General features: G+C 59.2%; 1 pseudogene. It reads right to left on the bottom strand.

Annotated features, from left to right (window positions below):
- Positions 1 to 58: 58 nt before the first annotated feature.
- A pseudogene (locus tag V6C16_RS14820) lies at positions 59 to 255 on the bottom strand (NAD(P)(+) transhydrogenase (Re/Si-specific) subunit alpha); the annotation flags it as partial.

Below are 255 nucleotides of genomic sequence, written 5' to 3' on the forward strand. Positions count from 1 at the left end.
CGGCCTGTATGCCGGAACGCCGGGCGCGGAACAGGCCGCGCCCGGCGTTCTTTAATGATTAAAGGCCCATTGCTTCACGCGCGCCCCGATGGACAATCTGCTTGTCAATGGTGCTCAGCGTGGATTCAATGATGGGGTCGGTCCTGTCCAGCACGATCTTGCCGTCCTGAGCCAGGAACGAAAGCAGCTGGAACACGTTGTTGGCAAACATCCACGTGGAGCTTGTGGGCATCATGCCGGGGATGTTCTTGGTGC

The organism is Desulfovibrio sp. 1188_IL3213 (genome assembly GCF_036763145.1).
GTDB lineage: Bacteria > Desulfobacterota > Desulfovibrionia > Desulfovibrionales > Desulfovibrionaceae > Desulfovibrio.